The 15,183-nt window shown below is 69.9% G+C and carries 16 protein-coding genes and 2 pseudogenes; 14 read left to right on the forward strand and 4 right to left on the reverse strand.

What is annotated here, in order from left to right; translation table 11 throughout:
• Both OP79_RS54770 and OP79_RS46125 read left to right on the forward strand, forming a co-directional pair.
• Nucleotides 1-210 (forward strand): hypothetical protein (locus tag OP79_RS54770; RefSeq protein ID WP_033329190.1); only part of this gene is annotated, 210 nt, incomplete at its 5' end.
• A 245-nt stretch (nt 211-455) separates the two neighbouring features.
• Nucleotides 456-1,496, forward strand: coding sequence for a LacI family DNA-binding transcriptional regulator (locus tag OP79_RS46125; protein WP_033329191.1), 1,041 nt, complete (start codon nt 456-458; stop codon nt 1,494-1,496).
• A 20-nt stretch (nt 1,497-1,516) separates the two neighbouring features.
• On the opposite strand, the pseudogene OP79_RS54775 reads toward OP79_RS46125, so the two are convergent.
• A pseudogene (locus OP79_RS54775) lies at nt 1,517-1,615 on the reverse strand (ThuA domain-containing protein); the annotation flags it as partial.
• 154 nt (nt 1,616-1,769) lie between these two features.
• On the opposite strand from OP79_RS54775, the gene OP79_RS46130 reads away from it, so the two are divergent.
• From OP79_RS46130 to OP79_RS46140, 3 genes are all read left to right on the forward strand, one after another.
• Nucleotides 1,770-2,429 carry a GNAT family N-acetyltransferase gene (locus tag OP79_RS46130; protein WP_033329192.1) on the forward strand — a complete coding sequence of 220 codons (660 nt, stop codon included), beginning with the start codon at nt 1,770-1,772 and terminating at the stop codon, nt 2,427-2,429.
• Between the two features lie 39 nt (nt 2,430-2,468).
• Entirely contained in the window at nt 2,469-2,906 is a 438-nt protein-coding gene (locus OP79_RS46135) for a glutaredoxin domain-containing protein (protein ID WP_033329193.1), read from the forward strand.
• 73 nt (nt 2,907-2,979) lie between these two features.
• The gene (locus OP79_RS46140) at nt 2,980-3,384 is read left to right on the forward strand and encodes a VOC family protein (protein WP_078492479.1); all 405 of its coding nucleotides are present in this window, start codon (nt 2,980-2,982) and stop codon (nt 3,382-3,384) included.
• Here OP79_RS46140 and OP79_RS46145 read toward each other — a convergent pair.
• Together OP79_RS46145 and OP79_RS46150 are read right to left on the reverse strand one after the other, a co-directional pair.
• Nucleotides 3,364-4,053 (reverse strand): helix-turn-helix domain-containing protein, encoded by a 690-nt coding sequence (locus OP79_RS46145; protein WP_033329195.1) that lies wholly within the window; start codon nt 4,051-4,053, stop codon nt 3,364-3,366. The genes OP79_RS46140 and OP79_RS46145 overlap by 21 nt on opposite strands.
• A gap of 23 nt (nt 4,054-4,076) precedes the next feature.
• On the reverse strand, nt 4,077-5,012 hold the full coding sequence (locus OP79_RS46150; protein WP_033329196.1) for an AraC family transcriptional regulator: 936 nt from the start codon (nt 5,010-5,012) through the stop codon (nt 4,077-4,079).
• Nucleotides 5,013-5,093: 81 nt separating this feature from the next.
• Here OP79_RS46150 and OP79_RS46155 point away from each other — a divergent pair, with 81 nt between their 5' ends.
• A complete protein-coding gene (locus OP79_RS46155) occupies nt 5,094-5,930 on the forward strand; it encodes an NmrA family NAD(P)-binding protein (RefSeq protein WP_033329197.1) in 837 nt (278 codons plus the stop codon).
• Between the two features lie 159 nt (nt 5,931-6,089).
• Here OP79_RS46155 and OP79_RS46160 read toward each other — a convergent pair whose 3' ends face one another.
• Nucleotides 6,090-7,247, reverse strand: coding sequence for a YihY/virulence factor BrkB family protein (locus OP79_RS46160; protein ID WP_033329198.1), 1,158 nt, complete (start codon nt 7,245-7,247; stop codon nt 6,090-6,092).
• A gap of 87 nt (nt 7,248-7,334) precedes the next feature.
• On the opposite strand from OP79_RS46160, the gene OP79_RS46165 reads away from it, so the two are divergent.
• The 8 genes and pseudogenes from OP79_RS46165 to OP79_RS54785 all read left to right on the forward strand — a co-directional run.
• A complete protein-coding gene (locus tag OP79_RS46165) occupies nt 7,335-8,969 on the forward strand; it encodes an acyl-CoA dehydrogenase family protein (protein ID WP_033329199.1) in 1,635 nt (544 codons plus the stop codon).
• A gap of 198 nt (nt 8,970-9,167) precedes the next feature.
• Nucleotides 9,168-10,607, forward strand: a complete 1,440-nt coding sequence (locus tag OP79_RS46170; RefSeq protein ID WP_033329200.1) for a hypothetical protein — start codon at nt 9,168-9,170, stop codon at nt 10,605-10,607.
• 57 nt (nt 10,608-10,664) lie between these two features.
• A complete protein-coding gene (locus tag OP79_RS46175) occupies nt 10,665-11,234 on the forward strand; it encodes a GNAT family N-acetyltransferase (protein ID WP_033329201.1) in 570 nt (189 codons plus the stop codon).
• Nucleotides 11,235-11,371: 137 nt separating this feature from the next.
• A complete protein-coding gene (locus OP79_RS58370; RefSeq protein WP_309486338.1) occupies nt 11,372-11,455 on the forward strand; it encodes a putative leader peptide in 84 nt (27 codons plus the stop codon).
• 157 nt (nt 11,456-11,612) lie between these two features.
• A complete protein-coding gene (locus tag OP79_RS46180) occupies nt 11,613-13,310 on the forward strand; it encodes a nitrite/sulfite reductase (protein ID WP_033329202.1) in 1,698 nt (565 codons plus the stop codon).
• A gap of 414 nt (nt 13,311-13,724) precedes the next feature.
• Nucleotides 13,725-14,450 carry a phosphoadenylyl-sulfate reductase gene (locus OP79_RS46185; protein WP_033329203.1) on the forward strand — a complete coding sequence of 242 codons (726 nt, stop codon included), beginning with the start codon at nt 13,725-13,727 and terminating at the stop codon, nt 14,448-14,450.
• 2 nt (nt 14,451-14,452) lie between these two features.
• Nucleotides 14,453-15,031: an adenylyl-sulfate kinase gene (gene cysC / locus OP79_RS46190; protein ID WP_245685696.1), complete on the forward strand. Its 579-nt coding sequence runs from the start codon at nt 14,453-14,455 to the stop codon at nt 15,029-15,031.
• Nucleotides 15,028-15,183, forward strand: a pseudogene (locus tag OP79_RS54785) (sulfate adenylyltransferase subunit CysD); the annotation flags it as partial. The gene cysC and the pseudogene OP79_RS54785, both read left to right, overlap by 4 nt.

A 15,183-nucleotide genomic window follows, 5' to 3' on the forward strand; every position in this document is an offset into this window, starting at 1 on the left:
GACGACGCGACGCTCCGGCCCCACCTCGCCACCTACCTTCCGCCGGCGGCCGCGTCCACCGCCACCCACCAGCCGTCCGGCGGCTCGGGTTCCTCCTCGGGTTCCTCCTCGGGTTCCTCCTCGGGTTCCTCCTCGGGCGGTTACAGCGGCGGAGGCGACAGCGGAGGGGTCGGCGGCGGAGACGGCGGCGGGGGCGGCGGCTCATGGTGACTACGGCGCACCCGGCCTGACCCCGCCACCCCGCCGGGTCCAGAAGTCCCCAGCTCTACCTGTTCGACATTTCGAAAGTTTCGACTCCCGGGGATTCCGTAGAACACCGCCCCCTTCCCCGTACACTCCCGGCGGCCGTAATGTAGGAAGCGCTTTCTAACCGGTCGACGCCCTCCCGCGTGACAGACCGTGGCGATTCGAAACTTTCGCTGGCCCTCGGGACGGGGCCGGAGAGGTGGCCTTCCATGGTGCGTACCGGGAGCGTGGCCGGGCCGACGCTGGCGGTCGTCGCCCGCGAGGCCGGGGTGTCCGTGCCGACGGCGTCGAAGGTGGTCAACGGCCGGGAGGACGTGGCGCCGGAGACCCGCCGCCGGGTCACCGAGGCGCTCGACCGGCTGGGCTACGTACGCAGACCGCGGTTCGACGCCGCGAAGCCGCCGGGTCTGGTCGATCTGGTCGTGCACTCACTGGACTCCTCCTGGTCGGGCGCCGTGCTGCACGGCGTGGAGGAGGCCGCGCACGACGCGGGCCTGGAGGTGGTCGTCTCGGCCGGCCTGACCCGGACGCGCGGTGGCCGTCCCGAGCGCGGCTGGCTGGACAAGCTCTCCACGCGCGGCTCCGCCGGTGTGCTGTTCAACCTGGCGGAGCTCACCCAGTCCCAGTACGCCTGGCTGGACCAGCACCGCATCCCGTTCGTCCTGATCGACCCGGTGATCGATCCGCCGCCCGGCGTGGTCTCGGTCGGCGCCGCCAACTGGCAGGGCGGTGTCACGGCCACCGAGCATCTGCTCGCCCTCGGTCACGAGCGGATCGCGGTCATCGCCGGCCACCGGCGCAAGATGTGCAGCAGCACCCGCGTCGCCGGTTACCGCTCGGCACTCACGGCGGCCGGGGTCCGCCACCGGCCCGAGTACGTCCGTTACGGCGGCTTCAACGAGATCACCGCCCACCGCCGCATGCTGGAACTCCTCGACCTGCCCGAACCGCCCACGGCCGTCTTCGTCTGCTCGGACAAGATGGCCCTCGGCAGCTACCGGGCCCTGGCCGAACGCAAGTTGACCGTCCCCGACGACATGAGCATCGTCGGCTTCGACGACCTGCCCGAGGCCCACTGGTCCACACCCCCGCTGACCACGGTCCGCCAGCCCCTGTCGGAGATGTCCGCGACAGCGCTGCGCCTGCTGGTCCGCATCATGGCGGGCGAACGCCCGGAGGGCACCCGCACGGAGCTGTCCACACGGCTGGTGGTGCGGGAGAGTACGGGGCCGGCACCGGGGTTCGCGTAAAGCCCGTAAGGCCACGAGGCCTACGGCTGAAGTCGCGCCGCCCACGTGACGCCGCCGAGCAGATGCGCCCGGAAGTCCGGGTCCTCGTACGCCTCCGAGGCATGCCCGAGCGCGGTCCAGCTGTCGGGCCCTGTCCGATGGCCAGCTGTCGGCCCTGGCCGACGGGCGGTGCGCTCCGCCCGGAATTCGCGCGACATGACGCAATGGCCCTGGAAAGCTACGGACCTGCGGACTGGAGGCGAACAAGCTGAGCCGGCATTGGATGGGTGATCGATGAGTTTCACACTGGAGGGACCGGTTCTGGAAGGCACGCTCGTGCGTCTGGAGCCGCTGGATCACCGCCATGCCGCGGATCTGGCTGTGGCGGCGGAAGAAGACCGGACCTCTTATCGGTTCACGTGGGTGCCCACGGCAGCCGAGGTCGAAGGCTATATCGATGCTCAGCTCGCCCGTGCCGCTGCCGGGAAGCTGGCCCCGTACGCGCAGGTGGAGCAGACGTCGGGGCGGGCCGTTGGCGCCACGGCCTACTGGGACCCGCGGCTGTGGCCGGACGGAGACAGTCTGTGCGCGATCGAGGTCGGCTTCACCTGGCTCGCGGCGTCGGCCCAGGGCACAGGAGTGAACACCGAGGCCAAGTACTTGCTGTTCCGGCACGCGTTCGAGAACTGGGGAGTTGCACGCCTCGACTTGAAGACGGACGCACGTAACAGCCGTTCGCGGGCCGCGATCGAACGGACGGGCGCACGCTTCGAAGGCGTGCTGCGGAACTGGTCTCCATCCTGGGCGCCAGGCGAGAACGGCGGACTCCGTGACTCCGCGATCTTTTCGATCATCGCAGCGGAGTGGCCGGACCGCAGGGCGAGACTCGAGCAGCGAACGGCTCGTGGCCTCGAGCGCGGGCAGCCGAGGGCAGATGTCCCTGCCTCAAGCTGAGCCCGGTCGCCTTCGCCTACACCGATAACCTGCGTCACCATGATGCGCGCCTGGATTCTGCCGATGCTGCTCGTGCTCTGCGGCTCAGTCGCCGCGACTGGGCTGATCCTCGGGGGAAGTCCCGGCGCAGCCGCGGCACTGCTGCTGGTGTTCGTGCTGCTCGCAGGCGTGAACTCGCCCCTGATCTTTCCGAAATCGATCGGTGCACTGGAGGCACAACACCGCAGCACGGTCGACGGCCGCCCGATCGTCTACTGGCGGCCGGGCTGCACGTACTGTCTGCGCCTGCGCATACGGTTGGGCCGCAACCCCCGCCAGGTGCACTGGGTCAACATCTGGCGTGACTCGACTGGAGCGGCAGCGGTCAGGGAAGCCAACGACGGCAACGAGACCGTGCCGACTGTCGTCGTGGACGGTCAACCGCACACCAACCCCGATCCAACATGGGTCCGCAAACAGCTCTCCCCGTCCACGTGACCAGGAGCCAGTCCAACCGGACGTGTCCGATTCCTACAAGACCGCGCCCCAACTGCCTGCCTACGGTGGCCGCATGACTCCACGATTCGATGCGATCGGCATGGTGGCCTCCGACATGGCCGCCTCAGTCACCTTCTACCGCCGCCTCGGACTCGACTTCCCCGAGGGCTCCGAGAAACAGCCGCACGCCGAGGCCCAACTGCCGGGCGGGCTGCGCCTGATGCTCGACAGCGAGGAGACCATCCGCGAGTTCGCGCCGGAGTGGCAGCCGCCGAGCGGGGGCGGGCGTATGTCGCTGGCCCTGCTGTGCGAGAGCCCGACCGAGGTCGACGCCGTGTACGAGGAGATGGTGGGCGCCGGATACGACAGCGGGCTCAAGCCGTGGGACGCCGACTGGGGGCAGCGGTACGCGAGCCTGCTCGACCCGGACGGCAACGACGTCGGCCTGTTCGCGCCACTACCCGGTGCGTCCCAGTAGCTCGCCCAGCGGCATGCCCGCCAACTCCCGTACATCCCGGGCCAGATGAGCCTGGTCGGTGAACCCGGTCCGCGCCGCCGTGTCCGCGTAGGGCACTCCGGCGCGGGCCAGGGCGAGGGCGCGCTGCAGCCGTAGTACGCGGGCGAGGGTCTTGGGGCCGTAGCCGAAGGCGGTCAGTGAGCGGCGGTGCAACTGGCGGGCGCCGACGCCGAGTTCGTCGGCGGTGGCGGCGACGGGGCGGCCCGCGTGGAGGGCGGCGACGACCTGTTTCAGCAGCGGGTCGGGGGGTGCGGCGCCGGAGGCCCACCGCAGCGCCACCTCTTCCAGGCCGCTTGCCGGGTCGTCGGCCGCGTTCACGTGCGCGGTGAGGCGCCGCACCTCGGAGTGGGGGCGGAGGTCGGTCAACTCCACGCGGCGGTCACGCAGTTCGTGTGCGGGCACCCCGAGGAGGGTGGGCGCGGTGCCGGGGTAGAAGCGGACGCCCGCCCAGGATTGCGGCGTGCCCTCGGTGACGTACGCGTGTGTGTCGGGTCCGGCGACCAGCAGCCGTCCCTCGTTCCACAGGAGGTCCATGCAGCCGTCGGGCAGGACGTGCCCGGCGCCGGTGTCGGACGGGGTGTTCGTCCAGACGACGGCGCCCGCAAGCCGGGAGGGCCGCTCCGTGTACACGTACGCCAGGTTACGCCGCTCGGTTACGCCGCTCTCGTCCGATGCTCCTGCGGACTGACCCCGTACACCCGCTTGAAGGCGCTGGACAGGGCGAACGCGCTGCCGTAGCCGACCTGGCGGGCGATCGCGCCGATGGTGTCGTCGGTGTCGCGCAGCCGGTCCGCGGCGAGGGCGAGGCGCCAGCCGGTGAGATACGTCATCGGGGGCTCGCCCACGAGTTCGCTGAAGCGGCGGGCGAGTGCGGCCCGGGAGACGCCTGCCTTCGTGGCGAGCGAGGCGACGGTCCAGGGATGTGCCGGGTCGTCCTGGAGGAGGCGCAGCACCCGGCCCACTACGGGGTCCGCGAGAGCCCGGTACCAGCCGGGCGCCTCGGCTTCCGGGCGGGAGAACCAGACCCGTAGCGCGGCGATGACCAGCAGGTCGAGCAGCCGGTCGAGGACGACCTCCTGGCCGGGCTCGTCGCGCACGATCTCCTCGGTGAACAGCGGGGTGAGCGGGCACTCCCACTCGTCGGAGGTCAGGCGGAGCAGCGGAGGCAGGGCGTCGAGCAGCCGGCCGTTGATCTCGCCCTGCATGGTGTACGTCCCGATCAGTATCACTGTGGAGCCGTCGAGCCGGTCGCCCCAGGTGCGGACGCCGAGGTCCATGACCCCGTTCAGGGAGCGGCCGTCGGGGTAGAAGCATTCGGCGCCCGGCCCGATCAGCGCCTGCGGCGGGGTGGAGGGGGCGTCTGCGCAGGTGTACGGGTCGGGGCCGCGCGCGATGGCGAGGTCGCCGGCCCTCAGGAACAGCCGCTCGCCCTCGTCCGGGGTGATCCAGGCGTCGCCGCGGACCATGAGCATCACTGTGAGCGGGGCACGGTCTTCGACTCGTACGCACCACGGCGGATCGAAACACGCTCGGATCATGAAGGCGCCACGTGCGCGTGGACCCTCCAAAAGGCCTGCAAGGGCGTCCATGAGCCCAGAGTAGACGCGCGCTTATGGGAACGAGAGGTTCAGCGATGTTCCCTTTCCGCGCAGGGCAGTTCACTCGATTTCATGACGGAGAACACGCGGAACAAGACGCTTTTGGTGACGGGAGCCTCGGGCAAGACGGGGCGCAGGGTGGTGGAGGCGGCGCAGGCGGCGGGATTCGACGTACGGGCCGCGTCGCGCGGTGGCGCGGTGCGTTTCGACTGGGCCGACTCCGCCACGTGGGACGAGGCGCTGCGCGGCGCCGACGCGGCGTATGTGGCGTATCCGGGGGACATCGGCGCGCCGGGCGCCGCCGAGAGCATCGGTGCCCTCGCGCGGCGTGCGCTGGAGCTCGGCGTACGGCGGCTGGTGCTGCTGTCGGCGCGCGGTGAGGCGCAGGCGGAGCCGGCCGAGCGGACGGTACGGGAGTCGGGGGCCGAGTGGACGGTCGTGCGGGCGGACTGGTTCATGCAGAACTTCAGTGAGGGGCTGTTGCTGGAGGGGGTGCGCGGTGGTGAGTTCGTGTTCCCGGCGGGCGAGGTGCCGGTGCCGTTCATCGACGCGCGGGACATCGCGGACGTCGTGGTGAAGGCGCTCACCGACTCCTCGTACGTGGGGCGGACCCTGGAGATCACCGGGGCGCGGCTGCTGTCCTTCCGTGATGCCATGGCGGAGATCTCGGCCGCGGCGGGCCGGGAGATCCGCTATGTGCCGGTGTCGGTCAAGGAGTACGGCGCCATGCTGACCGATTTCGGGCTGCCGGCCGAGGAGGTCGCGTCCTTGCAGGAGGTCTTCGAGGCGCTGCTCGACGGCAGCAACGCGCAGACCACCGCCGGGGTCGAGCAGGTTCTGGGCCGCGCCCCGCGCGACTTCACGGACTTCGCGCGGGAGCACGCGGCGCAGGGGGTGTGGAAGGTCTAAGCGGTCTCGGGGAAGTGGGGTGCGTTCCCGCGTCGTCCGGTGCGGTACATCGGCGTGCTGCCGCATCGCCCCCGTACTGGACGTACTGGGGTGATGCGGCAGTGCGGCGAGGTGCCGTGCCGGGCGGCGCGGGGGCGTGCCTCACTTCCCCGAGACCGCTTAGCCCGGCGGTCGATCCTGCGCGGGCGGCTCGTCCCCGTTCTTCGGGGAGCTCTTCACATGTGTGCGCAGCCGTGAGGTCACGTCCTCCGGGGGAAGGAAGCGGGACCAGCGTTCCGGGAACTCGGAGGGCATGTCCGGGTCGTCGGGGTCGGCGGCGGCCCGGGCGGCGGCCGCGCGGGCCACGATGTCGGCGGCCTGTGCGGCGCGCAGCTGCTCGTTGACGGCACGGGCGGCGGCCGTGGCGGCGGCCGGCCAGACCCGGTCGATGGCGGCGTTGACGGCCGCTCCGACGAGTACGGCGAAGGCGGAGACGCCGATCCACAGCAGTACGGCGACGGGGGCGGCCAAGGAGCCGTAGATCGTGGGCCCTTCGACCGTGTTGGACAGATAGATCCGCAGCAGGAAGCTGCCCAGTACCCACATGCCGAGCGCGACCAGGGCGCCTGGCACGTCCTCGATCCATGGGGAGCGCACGGGCACGGACACGTGGTAGAGCGTCGTCAGGAAGACGATGGACAGGACGATGACGACGGGCCAGTACAGGACCTGTACGACGGTTGTCGACCACGACACGAGGTTCACCACGGCGTCCGGGCCCGCGACCATCAGCGGCAGTGCCACGGAGCCGATCAGCAGCGCCACTATGAACAGCAGGAACGCCATCAGCCGGGTCTTGACTATGCCGCGGACGCCGTCGAGGCCGTACATGACGGTGATGGTGTCGATGAAGACGTTCACCGCGCGCGAGCCCGACCACAGGGCGAAGAGGAAGCCGAGGGAGATGACGTCGGGTCTGCCGCCCTTCATCACGTCGTGCAGGATCGGCTGGGCGATCTCCGTGACGCCCTTGTCGGACAGGATCGTGCGCGAGGCCTCCAGCAGGTTGGTCTCGAGGCTGACGATGGTGTCGGCGCCGGTCCAGGAGTCCACGTAGCCGAGCAGTCCGAGCATGCTCAGCAGCAGTGGCGGCACGGAGAGCAGCGTGAAGAAGGCGGCTTCGGCCGCAAGGCCCAGGATCCGGTATTCGATGCAGGAGTTGACGGTGTCCTTGAGGAGCAGCCAGGCGGTCTTCCGCTTGGAGACATTCCGGTAGAGAGCACGTGCCCGGTGAAGCCGACCGGGAGGGCTCTCTGGTGTTTCACTTGCTGGCTGCACGTTCCTAACCGTATCGGTCGCGACGTGCGTTCTTCACCCTCCGCACTCGTAGGTGACGGCCGCCCTACCCGGGGGTAGTTTTCTGGCATGGCAACCGGCACCCACGCAGTGACGAACCAGGTTCCGCCCCTTGTCGGCTATGACGTCTTCGGCGCCGACCGGGTCCTGACGGAAGCGGTCGAGCGGCATCTCGACCCCGGGCTGCTCGACGAGGCGCTCGACGAGCTGTCGGCGCTGGGGCGCACCGCCGGTTCCGTGCAGGCCCAGGAGTGGGGGGTGCTGGCGAACGAGAATCCGCCCAGGCTGCGTACGCACGATCGCTACGGTCACCGCATCGACGAGGTCGACTTCCATCCGTCCTGGCACCGGCTGCTGGGCAAGGGCGTCTCGGCGGGCCTGACGGCGGCGTGGGCGCGGCCGGGCGGGCATCTGCGGCGGGCGGCCGGGTTTCTGGTCTGGACGCAGGTCGAGGCGGGCAACGGCTGTCCGCTGTCGATGACGCACGCGGCGGTGCCCGCGCTGCGCACGGCCCCTGAGCTCGCGGCCGAGTGGGAGCCGCGGCTCACGTCCACCGTGTACGACCAGGGGCTGCGGCCCGCCTCGCAGAAGGCGGGCGTTCTCTTCGGCATGGGCATGACGGAGAAGCAGGGTGGCAGCGACGTACGGGCGAACACGACGGTGGCGCGTCCGCTCGCCGAGGACGGGACGTACGAGCTGACGGGCCACAAATGGTTCTGCTCGGCACCGATGTCGGACGGTTTTCTGGTGCTGGCGCAGGCGCCGGGCGGGATCACGTGCTTCCTGGTGCCGCGTGTGCTGGAGGACGGTACGCGCAATGTGTTCCTGATCCAGCGGCTGAAGGACAAGCTGGGCAACCGGTCGAACGCGTCGAGCGAGATCGAGTTCGACGGGACCTGGGCGCGCCGGGTCGGGGACGAGGGGCGCGGGGTGCGCACGATCATCGAGATGGTCGCGGTGACCCGGCTGGACTGCGCGCTCGGTGCCGCCTCCCTGATGCGGCAGGCGGTCGCACAGGCCGTGCACCACTGCACCTACCGCGAGGCCTTCGGCGGCAAGCTGATCGACAAGCCGCTGATGCGCAACGTACTGGCCGATCTCGCCCTGGAGTCCGAGGCGGCGACGACGCTGTCGCTGCGGCTGGCCGCCGCGTACGACGACGGGAGCGAGCAGGAGCGGGCGTTCCTGCGGATCGCCGTGCCGGCCGCGAAGTACTGGGTGACCAAGCGCTGCACGCCGCTCGTCGTCGAGGCGTCGGAGTGCCTGGGCGGCAACGGATACGTGGAGGAGTCCGGGATGCCGCGGCTGCTGCGCGAGTCGCCGCTCAACTCCATCTGGGAGGGCGCGGGCAACGTCCAGGCGCTGGACATCCTGCGGGCCATGCAGCGCGAGCCGCACGCCCTGAACGCCTACCTGCAGGAGATCGGCCGGGCCCGTGGCGCCGACCACCGGCTGGACGGGGCGATCAAGAACCTGCTGGCCGAACTCGCCGACCTGGACGGCATCGAAGGCCGCGCCCGGCGCCTGGCCGAGCGGATCGCGCTGGTGCTCCAGGGCGCGCTGCTCGTCCAGTACGCGCCCCCGGAGGTCGCCGACGCGTTCTGTGCGTCGCGTCTCGGCGGGGACTGGGGAGCGGCGTTCGGGACCCTGCCGCACAGCCTGGACCTGGCCTCGGTGGTGGAGCGGGCGCGGCCCGTCTCCTAGTCGGGGCGTAGGAAGACATACGACACAAGGGGGGCGCGGTGTCGAACCGGCGCCTCCCTCTCGTACCACCTATTCCGGCGTATTCGCCCAGGCCCGGCGACATCTGACGTACCATCCCTCCCACGGCTCCCCACACTGTCCCGCCCGGTTCAACGCACTGATCGGAAAGGGCAGTTGGCCGCCAACGCGGGAGGAACAATGGCGTATCGAGGCAGGCACCGCCGCCGGAAGAAGGGGCGCGCGCTGCGCGCGAGCCTGGCCGGGACCGCTCTCGCCCTCACCGTCGCCGCGGGCCTCATCAGCACGTCACAGGCCGCGAGCAGCGACAATCCGGGCGCCCTCACCGCGCTCAGCTCCTCGTCCGAGACCGACAAGCTCCAGCTGCAGGAGAACCTCGTCGGCGAGGACACCCTCGACGCCCTCGAGAGCGAGATGGGCGGGAACATCGGCGTGGACGGCGTCCTGAAGAACGCCAACCACCAGATGCGCAACAGGGCCGACTGCGGCGCCCAGGAGAAGGCCGCGCTGCCCGTCGAGCCGGCCGCCACGCGCGCCTACTGCTGGGCGGACAGCGACGCGAGGACCCAGAAGTGGCTGCCCCAGTCGGTGACCACCTCCGGAGACTCCGACGAGGACGGCAGGTGGGGCTCCAACCGTGTGATCCTCTCCGGCTGGACGCACGACGGTCAGGCAGCGGGCGCGAAGGAGGACGAGAGCCTCGCCCGGGTCGCCTTCATCGACGCGAACGACCCGGTGAATCTCAAGTACCGCTGGGTCCTGCTGGTCGCCCCCCTGGACGGCGGCAAGGACTTCGAGGCCGTCCGCTCCCGTATCGGCGGCATGGTCTGGCACCAGGACAAGCTGATCGTCACCGCCAGGAACGGCGCCGTCGGCAACGACGCCCTGTACGTCTTCGACATGAACCGCATCCTGCGCGCCGACGTCATCAGCGGCGCGGTCGGCAAGGTGGAGGACGGCTGGTCGGCGCACGGCTACCGGTATGTGATGCCGGCCATGGGCTCGTACAGCCTCACCGGCGCCTGTGACGCCACCACGAACGACCGCGTCCCCTGCCTCGCCTCTGTCTCCCTGGACCGCACCTCCGCGCCGGACAGCCTGGTCGCCAACGAGTGGTTCCGCCCGGACAGCGGCGAGCCGGGCCGCGTATGGCGTTACGACTACAGCACCGTGAGCCACCGCACGGGCCTGCTCGCCACCGACACCCGCGGGCGCGTCCACGCCGAGGAGGCGTACGAGACCGACGCCGTCGGCCTGCAAGGGGTTCTCTCGCACCGGCCGAACGGCGCGAGCGAGCCGAACTGGTACGCCGGGCACGCACCGGGCGCGGGCGACGGGCACGGCACGCTCTGGCAGCAGAACAAGAGCGTCGCGAAGGCCGCGAAGTGCGGCGGTGACGAGTCGTACGCCTGCTGGGGGCGGGACACGCAGTCGCTGTCGTACTGGCAGGAGACCGGCGAACTGTGGACTCTGACCGGGCGGGCGACGACCTCGGCGAGCAAGGTGAACGACCTTCCCGGACGGGCGGCGGACAAGGTCACCGCGTGGCAGCAGAACGCCGTGTCCGAACGGGTGTTGTACGCGGTTGAGCTGTCCGCGGTGGACCGCTCGTTGGAGTGAGCCGTTAGTGAGCCGTTTTTTGAAGCGGGGCTCGTCTTCGTGGTATCGCTGACCCGCATGAGCATCGCTGTCACCACCTGGTCGCTGGAGCAGACCTCTCCGGCCGACCTGCTGCCCGCCGCCGAGCCGGCCGGCGACGTCCGGATCGTCCGCTCCGAGGTGCCCTCGCCGGAGTTCAGCCGCTTCCTGTACACCGCGGTCGGCGGCGACATCCGCTGGACCGACCGGCTGGGCTGGACGTACGCCCAGTGGCAGGAGGACCTCGATCGGCCGGAGGTCGAGACCTGGGTCGCGTACGAGCGCGGGACGCCCGCGGGATACGTACAACTGGAGGCGCAGGCCGAAGGCGTCGTGGAGATCGTCTACTTCGGACTGATCCCCGCCTTCCGGGGCCGGCGGATCGGCGGGCACCTCCTGTCGTACGGAGTCGCGCGCGCCTGGGACCTGGCCGAGCGCCGGCCTGGCAGGCCGCCGACGAAGCGCGTCTGGCTGCATACATGCAGCAAGGACGGGGAGCATGCGTTGGACAACTACCTGCGGCGCGGCTTCAAGCTCTTCGACACCAAGGTGGCCGAGGAGCCGGACATCGCCACCGCCGGCCCCTGGCCGGGGGCGCTGCCCGTCTGACCTGGTGAGACCGGGAAACACAAGCCCCGCGTCAGGCCTTGTGACCAACAACACCCTTGTCTCACGATACGGGACAAGGGTGTCCGCATCGCGGACGAAGCTGGACTCTGTCCAGATCGCCATGACACGCTTCCGTCATGTCTGGAACTGGAATTGCCTTGGTGAGTCGGCGGCACGTCGACCTCGGCCGCATGTCCAGCGCCATCTGTCCGGCGAGCTGAGCAGCTGCATCCGACAGGGCCTTCCGGTCCCGGGCAGCACCGCCGCCGAACCCCTCCCCTTTGCCTCGCCTTGCGCAATGACGCGCGCGTATGCCCCCATGCGCCCCTATGCGCAGGTCTGAGTCGCTCTCCCCGTCTGTCCCGAAGGACGTAAACCATGGCCGCCACCCCACAGAAGCCTGCTGCCGCCGCGCCCCGCCGCAAGGTGAGCCGTCACCGCGGCGAGGGTCAGTGGGCCGTGGGTCACTTCACCCCGCTCAACGGCAACGAACAGTTCAAGAAGGACGACGACGGTCTCAACGTACGGACACGCATTGAGACGATCTACTCCAAGCGGGGCTTCGACTCGATCGACCCCAACGACCTGCGTGGCCGGATGCGCTGGTGGGGCCTCTACACCCAGCGCAAGCCCGGGATCGACGGCGGCAAGACCGCGATCCTGGAGCCGGAGGAGCTGGACGACAAGTACTTCATGCTGCGGGTGCGGATCGACGGCGGCCGGCTCACCACCGAGCAGCTGCGGGTGATCGGCGAGATCTCGCAGGAGTTCGCGCGCGGCACCGCCGACCTCACCGACCGGCAGAACGTCCAGTACCACTGGATCCGTATCGAGGACATGCCCGAGATCTGGGAGCGCCTCGAAGGCGTCGGCCTGTCCACGACCGAGGCCTGCGGTGACACGCCCCGCGTCATCCTCGGCTCGCCCGTCGCCGGGATCGCCGAGGACGAGATCATCGACGGCACCCCCGCGATCGACGAGATCCACCGCCGGATCATCGGCAACAAGGACTTCTCGAACCTGCCCCGCAAGTTCAAGTCCGCGATCTCCGGCTCCCCGCTCCTCGACGTGGCGCACGAGATCAACGACGTCGCCTTCGTCGGCGTGAACCACCCGGAGCACGGCCCCGGTTTCGACGTCTGGGTCGGCGGCGGCCTCTCCACCAACCCCAAGATCGGCCAGCGTCTTGGCACTTGGGTGCCGCTGGACGAGGTCGCGGACGTCTACGAGGGCGTCATCTCGATCTTCCGCGACTACGGCTACCGGCGCCTTCGTACGCGCGCCCGGCTGAAGTTCCTGCTCGCCGACTGGGGTGTGGAGAAGTTCCGTCAGGTGCTTGAGGACGAGTACCTGAAGCGGAAGCTCATCGACGGCCCGGCGCCCGACCAGCCGGTGGCGCGCTGGCGCGACCACGTCGGGGTGCACCGGCAGCAGGACGGCCGCTTCTACGTCGGTTTCGCACCGCGGGTGGGCCGGGTGGACGGCACGACCCTCACGAAGATCTCCGAGCTGGCCGAGGCCCACGGCTCGGGCCGGCTGCGTACGACCGTCGAGCAGAAGATGATCGTGCTCGATGTGGAGGAGTCGAAGGTCGCCTCGCTCGTCGAGGGCCTGGAGGCGCTCGACCTCACCACCAAGCCGTCGCCGTTCCGGCGCGGCACGATGGCCTGCACGGGCATCGAGTACTGCAAGCTCGCGATCGTCGAGACCAAGGCGCGCGGGGCCTCGCTGATCGATGAACTCGAGCGTCGCATCCCCGAGTTCGACGAGCCCATCACCATCAACATCAACGGCTGCCCGAACGCCTGCGCCCGCATCCAGGTCGCGGACATCGGTCTCAAGGGCCAGTTGGTCCTGGACGACGAGGGCAACCAGGTCGAGGGCTTCCAGGTGCACCTCGGCGGCGCGCTCGGCCTGGAGGCCGGCTTCGGCCGCAAGGTCCGTGGCCTGAAGGTCACTTCGGAGGAGCTGCCGGACTACGTCGAGCGGGTCCTCAAGCGCTTCGAGGCGGAGCGCGAGGAGGGCGAGAGGTTCGCCACATGGGCGGCTCGGGCCAGTGAGGAGTCGCTGTCATGAGTCCTCTCGTGGTCGCGGCGATGAGCGTCCTCCTGCTCGCCGGTGCGGGTGCCGTATTCGGCGCCCTCGCAGGCCACGTACGCATGGATGCGGACGGAGGGCGGCAGCGGTGAGCGAGCGAGCCGCGCCCTTCTACTGCCCTTACTGCGGCGACGAGGACCTGCGTCCGAGCGAGCAGGGGCATGGCGCGTGGGAATGCGGAGCATGCAATCGAGCCTTCCAGTTGAAGTTCCTCGGGTTGCTTTCCCGCGGCGTGAGCCGAAGGAGCGCGACGGTGTCGGGAGACCGAGCGCGCGGAGGCCCCGACGAAGGAGGGGCTGAGCACGGTCGGTCTCCCGACACCGGCCATGGCGCTCCTTCGGATCACGCTCAAAAAGACAGTCTTCAGCGCACTGACGGTGGAGGGGACCAGATATGACGACGGTTCAGGCAGAGCCTGATATCGAGACGGATCCCGACGCGGAACTGAAGGCGCTCGCCGAGCAGGCGGGCCGTGACCTCGAGGACGCGTCCGCGCTCGAGATCCTTCAGTGGGCCGCGAAGACCTTCGGCAAGAAGTTCTGTGTGACGTCCTCCATGGAGGACGCGGTTGTCGCTCACCTCGCCGCCCGTGCCATGCCCGGCGTGGACGTCGTGTTCCTCGACACCGGCTACCACTTCCCCGAGACCATCGGCACCCGCGACGCGGTCGAGGCCGTGATGGACGTCAACGTCATCACGCTCACCCCGCGGCAGACCGTGGCCGAGCAGGACGCCGAGTACGGGCCGAAGCTGCACGACCGCAACCCCGACCTGTGCTGCGCGATGCGGAAGATCAAGCCCCTGGAAGAGGGGCTGACGAAGTACACCGCATGGGCCACGGGCCTGCGCCGCGACGAGTCCCCGACCCGGGCGAACACCCCGGTCGTCGGCTGGGACGAGAAGCGCCGCAAGATCAAGATCTCGCCGATCGCCCGCTGGACGCAGGACGACGTGGACGCGTACGTCACCGAGCACGGCGTCCTCACCAACCCGCTGCTCATGGACGGTTACCCCTCCGTGGGCTGCGCCCCCTGCACCCGCCGGGTGCTCGAGGGCGAGGACGCGCGCGCCGGCCGCTGGGCGGGCAGCGCCAAGACCGAGTGCGGGCTGCACGGCTGACCATGACCGCGACCATGAACGCGCTGCCGAGGAACCAGGAGAACCAAGTGACCGGAGCCACGATCTGGCTCACGGGTCTGCCGAGCGCCGGCAAGACCACGATCGCGTACGAGCTGGCCGACCGGCTGCGTGCGGAGGGCCACCGCGTCGAGGTGCTCGACGGCGACGAGATCCGTACGTTCCTGACGGCGGGCCTCGGCTTCAGCCGCGAGGACCGGCACACGAACGTGCAGCGCATCGGCTACCTCGCCGACCTGCTGTCCCGTAACGGCGTCAAGACGCTCGTTCCGGTGATCGCGCCGTACGCGGACAGCCGGGAGGCGGTACGCAAGCGCCACATGGCCAGCGGCACCGCGTACCTCGAGGTGCATGTCGCGACGCCGGTCGAGGTGTGCTCCGAGCGCGATGTGAAGGGGCTGTACGCCAAGCAGGCGGCGGGCGAGATCTCCGGGCTCACCGGGGTCGACGACCCGTACGAGGAGCCCGAGTCGCCCGATCTGCGCATCGAGTCGCACACCCAGTCCGTGCAGGAGTCCGCGGCCGCGCTGCATGCGCTGCTCACCGAAAGGGGTCTCGCATGACGACCGTCGCCACTGTCTCCGAGGAGACGGCCAGCCCGTACGCGCTGTCGCACCTGGACGCTTTGGAGTCGGAGGGTGTGCACATCTTCCGTGAGGTGGCGGGCGAGTTCGAGCGGCCGGTGATCCTGTTCTCCGGCGGCAAGGACTCCATC

The organism is Streptomyces yerevanensis (genome assembly GCF_000716805.1).
Classification (GTDB): domain Bacteria; phylum Actinomycetota; class Actinomycetes; order Streptomycetales; family Streptomycetaceae; genus Streptomyces; species Streptomyces flaveus.

What these genes read in the sequence shown, in the direction of transcription:
- OP79_RS46175 (WP_033329201.1), top strand. Translation starts at nt 10,665, where the DNA reads ATGAGCATCGCTGTCACCACCTGGTCGCTGGAGCAGACCTCTCCGGCC.
- OP79_RS46180 (WP_033329202.1), top strand. Translation starts at nt 11,613, where the DNA reads ATGGCCGCCACCCCACAGAAGCCTGCTGCCGCCGCGCCCCGCCGCAAG.
- OP79_RS46125 (WP_033329191.1), top strand. Translation starts at nt 456, where the DNA reads ATGGTGCGTACCGGGAGCGTGGCCGGGCCGACGCTGGCGGTCGTCGCC.
- cysC (WP_245685696.1), top strand. Translation starts at nt 14,453, where the DNA reads ATGACCGCGACCATGAACGCGCTGCCGAGGAACCAGGAGAACCAAGTG.
- OP79_RS46135 (WP_033329193.1), top strand. Translation starts at nt 2,469, where the DNA reads ATGATGCGCGCCTGGATTCTGCCGATGCTGCTCGTGCTCTGCGGCTCA.
- OP79_RS46140 (WP_078492479.1), top strand. Translation starts at nt 2,980, where the DNA reads ATGACTCCACGATTCGATGCGATCGGCATGGTGGCCTCCGACATGGCC.
- OP79_RS58370 (WP_309486338.1), top strand. Translation starts at nt 11,372, where the DNA reads ATGTCTGGAACTGGAATTGCCTTGGTGAGTCGGCGGCACGTCGACCTC.
- OP79_RS46165 (WP_033329199.1), top strand. Translation starts at nt 7,335, where the DNA reads ATGGCAACCGGCACCCACGCAGTGACGAACCAGGTTCCGCCCCTTGTC.
- OP79_RS46130 (WP_033329192.1), top strand. Translation starts at nt 1,770, where the DNA reads ATGAGTTTCACACTGGAGGGACCGGTTCTGGAAGGCACGCTCGTGCGT.
- OP79_RS46150 (WP_033329196.1), bottom strand. Translation starts at nt 5,012, where the DNA reads ATGGACGCCCTTGCAGGCCTTTTGGAGGGTCCACGCGCACGTGGCGCC.
- OP79_RS46170 (WP_033329200.1), top strand. Translation starts at nt 9,168, where the DNA reads ATGGCGTATCGAGGCAGGCACCGCCGCCGGAAGAAGGGGCGCGCGCTG.
- OP79_RS46185 (WP_033329203.1), top strand. Translation starts at nt 13,725, where the DNA reads ATGACGACGGTTCAGGCAGAGCCTGATATCGAGACGGATCCCGACGCG.
- OP79_RS46155 (WP_033329197.1), top strand. Translation starts at nt 5,094, where the DNA reads ATGACGGAGAACACGCGGAACAAGACGCTTTTGGTGACGGGAGCCTCG.